Annotated in this window: 7 protein-coding genes; 5 read left to right on the top strand and 2 right to left on the bottom strand. The window is 40.6% G+C overall.

The features are described from left to right. A partial coding sequence (locus tag I8751_RS11815) for a helix-turn-helix domain-containing protein (protein ID WP_214439347.1) occupies positions 1–213 on the bottom strand: 213 nt, incomplete at its 3' end. Positions 214–333: 120 nt separating this feature from the next. On the opposite strand from I8751_RS11815, the gene I8751_RS11810 reads away from it, so the two are divergent. The 5 genes from I8751_RS11810 (at position 334) to I8751_RS11790 (ending at position 8,766) form a co-directional block, all read left to right on the top strand. Next, a complete protein-coding gene (locus tag I8751_RS11810) occupies positions 334–2,973 on the top strand; it encodes a TonB-dependent receptor (protein WP_214439346.1) in 2,640 nt (879 codons plus the stop codon). Between the two features lie 96 nt (positions 2,974–3,069). Then, complete coding sequence (locus I8751_RS11805; protein ID WP_214439345.1) at positions 3,070–4,050, top strand: iron-siderophore ABC transporter substrate-binding protein; 981 nt, start codon at positions 3,070–3,072, stop codon at positions 4,048–4,050. Positions 4,051–4,124: 74 nt separating this feature from the next. Next, the gene (locus I8751_RS11800) at positions 4,125–5,126 is read left to right on the top strand and encodes an iron-siderophore ABC transporter substrate-binding protein (RefSeq protein WP_214439344.1); all 1,002 of its coding nucleotides are present in this window, start codon (positions 4,125–4,127) and stop codon (positions 5,124–5,126) included. Positions 5,127–5,203: 77 nt separating this feature from the next. Beyond that, the gene (locus I8751_RS11795; RefSeq protein WP_214439343.1) at positions 5,204–5,611 is read left to right on the top strand and encodes a DUF1636 family protein; all 408 of its coding nucleotides are present in this window, start codon (positions 5,204–5,206) and stop codon (positions 5,609–5,611) included. A 146-nt stretch (positions 5,612–5,757) separates the two neighbouring features. Next, positions 5,758–8,766, top strand: a complete 3,009-nt coding sequence (locus I8751_RS11790; RefSeq protein ID WP_214439342.1) for a beta-propeller fold lactonase family protein — start codon at positions 5,758–5,760, stop codon at positions 8,764–8,766. Here the strand turns inward: I8751_RS11790 and I8751_RS11785 are convergent. Further along, the gene (locus I8751_RS11785; protein WP_214439341.1) at positions 8,751–9,137 is read right to left on the bottom strand and encodes a hypothetical protein; all 387 of its coding nucleotides are present in this window, start codon (positions 9,135–9,137) and stop codon (positions 8,751–8,753) included. The two genes, I8751_RS11790 and I8751_RS11785, sit on opposite strands and share 16 nt — an antisense overlap. Between the last annotated feature and the right edge of the window lie 25 nt (positions 9,138–9,162).

Below are 9,162 nucleotides of genomic sequence, written 5' to 3'. Positions count from 1 at the left end.
TCCCAATTCTGTATAAGCCTTGAACCACCTTTGTACTGTGGCACTTCCTCTTCCCAACACTACCGCTAAATCTTGTATTGTCCTTACCTGACCTATCTTTAGTAAATACAATGCTTGAATACGTTCTTTTCCTAATGCTGTTTTCTGTTTTTTCAGCAGTTCACGTAATTCCTCTGCCGATTCTTCTATTTTTACTTTGGTGACTCCAGCCATGAACTTCTGCTCATATTTCTGACTTAACTATTTCTATCATTTTTTTAGTGAATTGGTATTAGTCATCGTTGCCAGCCCTCAACCCCCTGTTACTTATTAATGTGTGTGGTGAGTAGAGTAATGTCAAATCAGTTACAAAAACTAGCTTGGATAATCAGTGTGGCTTTGGTACTGGTTAACCTCCCTGTACTAGCTGAAGATACCCAAAAACCAATCTCTAAAATTTCTCAATTGAGTGATATAAAACAACCTGCTACCAGTATTAAGCAATGGCTGGCTCAGTCGCTAATTCAAATAACAGGTGTCAAGTCCCAAGCCACAGACACAGGGATAGAGGTAATTTTAGAAACCAATCAATCAGATCAACTGCAACTCGTAAATAAGAGTGAGGGGAATAGCTATATTGTTGACATTCCCAATGCCCAATTACGCCTACTTAGTGGTGATACATTCCGTCAGGAAAAACCAACTGCGGGAATTGCTGAAGTTACAGTTACCAACTTGGATACGAACACTATTCGGGTGACGGTAACAGGTGAAACTGGTGCGCCAACAGTCGAGTTGTTTGATGGTGATGAGGGCTTAATTTTTGGGGTGACAACAACAGCATCCACTACTAGCCAGGCTCCGCCAGCACAACAACCTCCTACTGAGACACCACAAACACCACAGACACCAACAACTGAAACGCCTTTAGAACAACCCACAGATCAGACACCTGAGAATGAAGAACCAATTGAATTGGTTGTGACAGGTGAACAAGATACATATCGTGTACCAGAAGTATTAGGGGCCACTAGAACCGATACCCCAATTCGTGATATTCCCCAGTCGATTCAGGTAATCCCTAGACAGGTTTTAAAAGACCAACAAGTTATTAGGCTGACAGACGCAATTCGTAACGTTAGTGGTGCTGTAGAAGGCGACAGTTTTGCAGGGACAATTGACAATTTTAATATTAGGGGTTTTGATTTTACTTCTACTTTTCGAGATGGTTTTAGAGAAGCTGGCGGTACATTGCGAGAACTTGCCAATATCGAACAAATAGAAGTCATCAAAGGGCCAGCTTCTGTGTTGTATGGAAATGCTGAACCAGGAGGAATCATTAATTTAGTCACGAAAAGACCTTTAAGTACGCCCTATTATTCAGCTGATTTCTCTGTAGGTAGCTTTAATTACTATCGTCCCACTATTGATTTATCTGGCCCTCTTGATCCAGACAAAACATTATTGTATCGACTGAATATTGCTTATGAAAATGCTGGTAGTTTTCGAGATTTTGGCAATAGTGAGCGATTTTTCTTTGGCCCCACATTTGATTGGAAAATTAGCGATCGCACTAACTTACTATTTGATGTAAGCTATGTCAACGATGAACGGACATTTGATCAGGGCTTGGTTGCTTTTGGTCGAGGAATTGCTGATATTCCGACTAGTAGATTTTTAGGTGAACCAGGAGATAAACGCGAAGTAGAAGAGGTAAATGTTGGCTATCGGCTGGAGCATCGTTTCAATGAAAATTTAACACTCCGCAATGCATTTCGATACACTTCAAATGATAGCTTTGATTACCGCGCTCAACCTTTAGATGTCGATGAGGGGACTGGTGAATTATCGCGTAACTTTCGATCCAACGATGACTACACTGAAAGGTACTCTTTACAAACAGATGTTGTTAGTAAATTTACGACGGGTTCAATCCAACACACACTTTTAGTTGGACTTGATCTCGCTCGACAAAAGAGCGATGGCTCACAGAGGCGGTTACCAAATGGATTAACTCCATCTATAGACATCTTTAACCCAGTTTACAACGTTATTCCTAGACCTGCGCTTTCTGAACTGACCAATGCAGTTCGAGATGGTAAGGATAAGGTTGAGACGCTAGGTATTTATTTGCAAGACCAGATAGCATTTTCAAATAATTTTAAGCTGCTGATAGGTGGGCGTTTTGATACTGTAGATCAAAACCAGTTTGATAGGCTCTCAAATACCCCTACTAGTCAGTATGATGAAGCCTTCACTCCCCGAATTGGTATTGTATATCAGCCAATTCAACCGATTTCACTCTATGCTAGTTATAGTCGCTCGTTTGCACCAAATTTTGCTCGAAGTGCTGATAACACATTTTTGGAGCCTGAACGCGGTACTCAATATGAAGTGGGAATCAAAGCAGATTTCAATGATAAAGTTTCAGCAACTTTAGCAGCTTACGAAATTACCAAAACTAATATTGCTGCACCAGATCCAAATGACCCTGATAACTTTAGCATTCCAATTGGAGAGCAGAGAAGCCGAGGGATTGAACTAGATGTTACTGGTGAAATCCTACCTGGATGGAATATTATTGCTGCTTACGGTTATACCGATGCTGAAGTCACACAAAGTAGTGATTTACCTGGTGCTTTAAGAGTTGGTTCTAGAGTTCCTAAAGTACCGGAACACAAAGCTAGTTTATGGACAACTTATCAATTTCTCCAAGGTAATTTGCAAGGTTTAGGTTTCGGTTTAGGGCTATTTTACCTTTCAGATAGAATAGGTGGTGATATTCCTACTAATGAAGCTGACAATACTTTTACATTACCTAGCTATCTGCGAACTGATGCCGCAATTTATTACAAGCGTGATAACTGGAGAGCCGCCATCAATATCGAAAACCTGTTTGGCACGAGGTATTTTGAGTCATTCAACTTTGGCAGAAATACAGTGATTCCAGGCGCTCCGTTTACGGTGATAGGGACAATTTCGTTTGAATTTTAGTCAACACCATGGGAGCCACTACGTTTGTCGCCATACTTATAGACGCGTAGAGGCTTTCTATTGCTTAGTAAGTGGCGTGACGGTGGAGGCCAAAGTATGAAAATCAGGCATTTTATCAAACTGTTTCTGCTAGGAATAGTTACTATTGTTTTACTTTGGGTAAGTCATAGATATCTATTCCAAAATCAGCATTTTCAAGGTGATAGGAACTCAGCTAATTCTCAATTACCAGTATCTACACGCGTAGTCAAACACGCCTTAGGTGAAACAAGAATTCCTGTCAATCCACAGCGAATAATTGTATTAAATGATGTTGGTCTTTTAGACCCGGTATTATCTCTGGGTATCAAACCAATTGGTACAGTCAGTTATTTTCCAGAGTACGACTTTTTATTTCGTGGTGTAACCAATGATGAAGCGGCTGGTATTGAGATAGTTGGTGTGGGAAATCAGCCTAATTTGGAAAAGGTTCTTTTGCTCAAACCCGATTTGATTTTGATGCGCGAATACCAGAAAAGCACCTACAAGCAATTATCAGCGATCGCACCTACAGTTGTCGTAGATTTGCCGGGTCTAAATTACTCTTTTAAAGAAAATCTCCGCTTTATTGCTCAAGTACTAGGCGAGAGTGAAAAGGCAGAACAAGTCATTGCCCAATACTATGAACGAGTTAAGAAGTTGCAAAATTTAATGGGTGAGCGTCTAAAAGAGATAGAAGTATCAGTGATTAATCTTTTTGGAGAAAGTCTCATCGCTACATATTCAGATAATGAAACTTATAATCAAGTTTTCCAAGACATTGGGATCAGACTCATACCTACACTAGTAAACCAAAAGGAAGATACTTTAGTATCGAGTATTGAGGTATTAAAAAAGTACGATGCTGATATTTTATTTGTAATGAATGATACTCAGGAATTGGCACAAACTTTTTTTAAAAATCCTCTTTTAACTACGCTCAAAGCAGCACAAAATAATCAAGTGTATGAAGTCCAAGTAAATAGATGGTGGACATTCGGTTTTTTTGGAGTTAATAAGCTGCTTGATGATCTTTTTAAATATCTGAATCAGCCATAGTCTTCATGAAAATTCACCACCCAGAATCTGGTTAAAGGCCGGAGATAAACCCTATCCGAGATATTACCACTGATATGAATGACAGTTATATCAAAATAAAACGCTTTACTCGCTGGTTGCGATTTGGCATTGTAATATTTTGTACTTTACTGCTTGCTGTAGCTTGTCATCGTGGTGATTCTATACCTGTTAACGATCGCATTATAAACACAGCTTGTCGTCAGGTCGAACACGCTGCGGGAGTCACCTGTATTCCAGAAAAATTTGAGCGACTTGTGACTTTAGATGATGCTGAAAATGCGATCGCACTAGGTATTAAACCTATTGGTGCTGTGATTTCGGATTTTTCATCATATTGGCAAGATAAGCTAACAGGAGTAAAAAATATCGGGACAATTGGTGAACCTAACCTAGAAAGTATTCTTGCACTCAAACCAGATTTAATTGCTGGTTCTGAATATCAACAAGATATTTATCCTATTACTTCAAAAATTGCTCCAACCGTTTTGTGGAAATTTGAACACAGTGGTCAATGGAAAGAAGTATTTAAGAATATTAGTGTGGTATTGGGTAAGAAAGAAGTTGGTCAAAAAGTAATGGAAGATTATTACCGCCGTCTCGCAGAATTTAAGCAGAAAATGGGCAATAAGTTGTCAAAGCTCAAAGTTTCTGTAGTTCGAGTTTATCCTAATAATATTAACCTATATTTACTTGATTCTTTCTGCGGGACAGTTTTACAAGATGCTGGATTATCTCGTCCAGAATCTCAAAATTTCACGGCATCAGAGGCAAAGAAATTATTTGGTAATCAGATTCAAATGTCCATCGGTAATGAATTAATCGAAAAAGCAGATGGTGATGTTATATTTATATGGACGGGTGAAAATGATGCCAAAGGCAATCAAACAGCGCAAAAAAAATTAGAGCAACTTAAATTAAGTCCTCTGTGGAAAAACTTAAAAGCTGTAAAAGAAAACAAAGTTTTTTTTGTTCCAAATTACTGGATTGGAAGTGGTATATTAGCCGCAAACGCGATTATTGATGATTTATTTAAATATTTAGTTAACACACCTTGATTTCTTCAGAGATAGTTAAAAAGTCGCCGATTTAGTGCTAGAACATTGTTTAACTGCTTTTTATAAAATAACTAATTATGACACTTCATACCTTATTTGTTTGTAAATCATGTAGTGCTGTTCTCGATCACGAAGAAGCAGACGATCGCGCCGAAGGAAATCAACTCTTACTGAAGCTGCTAGAGACTCAAAAAAATAATTCTGCTTACAGTAGCCTCAATATTGAATCTGTGGGGTGTTTGTGGACTTGTGTAGAAAAACGCTCTTGTGTTGTCTCTTTTATTTGTCCGCAAAAATATACATACCATTTTGTGGATTTGACAGAGGAAAATATCACTGAGTTGTTGGAATTCAGCCTGCTTTATCAAGAAAGCAAAGACGGATATGTTTTACCGCCGAAACTACCTGGAAAATTGCGATCGCATCTATTAGTACGTATCCCTCCTACACCTGAAGCGATCGCGCATAAGATGCGTTTGCCCTAATACACTTATAGAGCGATCGCCTGCTGATTCTAAAACCACAAGTAAAACAACTTCCGATGTGAATTTTTAAGTAACCTTGTCTTAGCTTGTTCTTAACTAAAAAATAGGAATATCAGCCATGTAGGCAAAAAGTTTAAGAACAGCAAATGCGAAATTTCAAGCGTAAGCTATATCCCCTACTCAGTCTGCTGGTAGCAGTGGTAATAGTAGTGAGTGGTATCCAGTTAGCCAGCGCCGTGCTTGCTACTAATCCTGTTGGTGAACTTCCTGAAGGTGGGGCATTGCTACCCACAGGTCAGATAATCACACCCGCAGCAGCACCAGGCTCGACGTTTGCACCTTTAGCAACTAATTTACGCACAGATAATAATGCTGATGCAGCTGAAGCTGTAACTACAGCCCTTAGCCCTGATGGTAAAACTCTACTAGTACTTACCAGTGGCTATAACCAGAACTTCAGAGATGAAAATACAGGTAATCTTTTTACCTATCCTGTACTAGATCCTTTAACAGGTAAACCCACTGATACAACAACCTCAAAAGCAGAATGGGTTTTTGTCTATGATGTCAGCAATGGTAAGTTGACTAAAAGACAGCAGATTAATATTCCCAACACCTACAATGGCTTGGCTTGGGCAAAAGATGGGACACGTTTCTATGTCTCAGGAGGGATTGACGATCGCGTTTATCTCTACGCTTCTAATGGTAGCCAGTACTTACCAGATGCTCCCTTTATTCTGCTAGGTCACAATTCTAACCAAACTGCGCCCTTTCCTAGTTACGACGGTGGTTTGCTAAAAGGTACACCAGCTGAACCTGCCGCCACAGGAGCAGTAGTCGCTGGTCTTGCAGTTAGTAAAGATGGTAAGACCTTAGTAGCAGCAAATTTTGAGAATGACTCAATATCAATTGTAAATACTGCCAATCGCAAGATACTACAAGAAATTAAATTCTTTAAGCCGGGCGATAAAGTAGCAACCGGAGAATTTCCTTTTGATGTAGCCCTCAAAAACACAGAAAACGGTGCAGCCGCGAAAGTATTCATTAGCAGCCAGCGCGATAACGAGGTGCTAGCTGTTGGCATTACTTCTGGGGAAATTACTCGCATACCTGTAGAGAGCCAGCCAAACAAGATATTGCTCTCACCTGACCAAAATCGTCTTTATGTAGCTAATGGTAATAGTGACTCGGTTTCCGTCATTGATGCCAATAGCAATACTGTTGTCCAAACCATTTCTTTATCTCGATCGAATGACAAATATAAAGGAGCAAATCCTAACTCCTTAGCGCTTAATCGAGATGCACGCACACTTTACGTTACTTTGGGCGGTGAAAATGCCGTTGCTGTAGTAGATTTGCGTTCTGGTCGGGTGGCTGGACGTATCCCCACTGGCTGGTATCCCAATTCTGTCAGTGTTAGTCAAGATGGTCAAAAACTCTACGTTGTCAATGCTAAGAGCAACTCAGGCCCCAACCCTTCACAGAGCCGGACAACAGAGGCAGGACAAGCACGCAACACCACTTTTAGAAACGAGTACAACTGGGCTTTAGAAAAAGCTGGAATTGCTATTATTCCAATTCCCAAGGGTGGTACTTTAACTAGCCTTTCGGCACTGGTAGATAAAAACAATGGTTTTGCTAACCGCCGTCCTGATCGAACAATGAGATTCTTACAAGGTAAGATTAAACACGTGATTTACGTGTTGAAAGAAAATCGTACTTATGACCAAGTACTTGGTGATTTACCTATTGGTAACGGTGATCCAGCACTAACTTTGTTCCCACAACCCGTTTCACCCAACCATCACAAGCTAGCCCTTGACTTTGTAACTTTTGATAACTTCTACGATTCTGGTGAGTCCAGCGGTGTGGGCTGGAACTGGTCTACTTACGGACGAACTACTGATTATACTGAAAAAACTCAGTCTGTACTTTATGGCAACGCTGGGTTTAACGGTTTGACTTATGACTACGAAGGTACTAACCGTAACATCAACATTGCCTTACCACAAACATCTTCTAACCCTTCTCAATTCAATACACGGGTAACAGGAGTTTTAGATCCCTCTGGTCAATCTGCAATTTTGCCTGGAGATAAAGATGTAAATGCTCCTGTAGGCGATGGTGAATTAGAATCAAATGCGATCGGCGGCTATCTTTGGGATGCCGTATTGCGGTCTGGTAAGACTGTACGTAATTACGGTTTCTTTGTGGATGGTAACTACGGTACTTCCCAAGAAGATCCCACACAACCCGATCCCAACAATCCACTTTACATCCCCATTTCCCCAACTCCTGCGGCTGACAACATTCAGCAAGCTGTAGCAGCCAAAACTGTCTTGTTGGATAAAACGGACAATTATTTCCGGGGTTACGACATGAAAAATGCAGATATCTATCTTTATAACGAGTTTGAGCGTGATATTGATAGCTATTTGTCCAAGAATACCCTGCCTAACTTGACATTGTTACGTCTACCTCACGACCACTTCGGTAATTTTAGTAATGCTGTAGCTGGTTTGAATACCGCCGATTTGCAAATGGCTGATAACGATTATGCTGTCGGTTTGTTGGTAGAGAAAATTTCTAAATCTCCTGTGTGGAAAGAGACAGCGATCGTTATTCTAGAAGATGATTGCCAAAATGGCCCTGATCACGTAGATAGCCATCGTTCAGTCGCTTACATCATTTCACCTTACACCAAGCGCAATGTCCTAATCAGCACTAACTACAACACTGTTAGTGTGCTGCGGACAATGGAGGATTTATTAGGAGTTGGCTACTTGGGAGTGAATGATGCCAATGCCAAGCCAATGTCAGATGCATTCATGAGAGAGCCTGATTTTACTCCTTACACAGCTGTTGTACCTGGTAACTTGTGTGCTGACCCTGTAGATCCCAACCTTGTACCAGCTTGCAAAAACCCCAATGTAGAAAAAACTGCTGCTCTTCCCTCACTGCGTAACAAACAGTGGTGGGCACAAGCTACCAAAGATTTCTACTTTGAAGTTGAAGATAAGCTTGATCCGGAGAAGTTCAACCGTGTGCTTTGGTCTGGGGTTAAAGGTGACAATGTACCTTATCCTACAGAACGCAGTCATGCTGATCTCCGCGAGAATCGCACACAACTACTTGCAGCTCAAGCAAAATCATAAATTAACGTGAGTTCGACGAGTCTTATTTGACCTCTCCCCCAACCCCTCTCCGTGTTGGAGAGGGGAGCAAAAAGCTCAATTTTCCGTTGCTGGCTGCGGTGTACACAGAAGTCTTCTAAAACTGCCCCATTGACTTGCAATGCCAATGCATCGACTGACAATGTGATTGTATCGACTGACAATGTGATTGTATTGACTGACAATGTGATTGTATTGACTAACAATGTGATTGTATCGACTGACAATGCGATTGCATCGACTGACAATGCCAATGCATCGACTAACAATGCGATTGTATTGACTAACAATGCCAATGCATCGACTAACAATGTGATTGTATTGACTGACAATGCCAATGCATCGACTAACAATGTGATTGTATTGACCTGCAAAAAT

Source organism: Atlanticothrix silvestris CENA357, assembly GCF_016056295.1.
GTDB classification, from domain to species: domain Bacteria; phylum Cyanobacteriota; class Cyanobacteriia; order Cyanobacteriales; family Nostocaceae; genus Atlanticothrix; species Atlanticothrix silvestris.
The sequence above is the reverse complement of the archived record's forward strand: the minus strand, read 5'-3'. Positions and strand labels throughout refer to the sequence as shown.

Excerpts from the sequence above, each read along its gene's own strand:
- I8751_RS11810 (WP_214439346.1), top strand. The coding sequence starts at position 334 with ATGTCAAATCAGTTACAAAAACTAGCTTGGATAATCAGTGTGGCTTTG.
- I8751_RS11805 (WP_214439345.1), top strand. The coding sequence starts at position 3,070 with ATGAAAATCAGGCATTTTATCAAACTGTTTCTGCTAGGAATAGTTACT.
- I8751_RS11800 (WP_214439344.1), top strand. The coding sequence starts at position 4,125 with ATGAATGACAGTTATATCAAAATAAAACGCTTTACTCGCTGGTTGCGA.
- I8751_RS11795 (WP_214439343.1), top strand. The coding sequence starts at position 5,204 with ATGACACTTCATACCTTATTTGTTTGTAAATCATGTAGTGCTGTTCTC.
- I8751_RS11790 (WP_214439342.1), top strand. The coding sequence starts at position 5,758 with ATGCGAAATTTCAAGCGTAAGCTATATCCCCTACTCAGTCTGCTGGTA.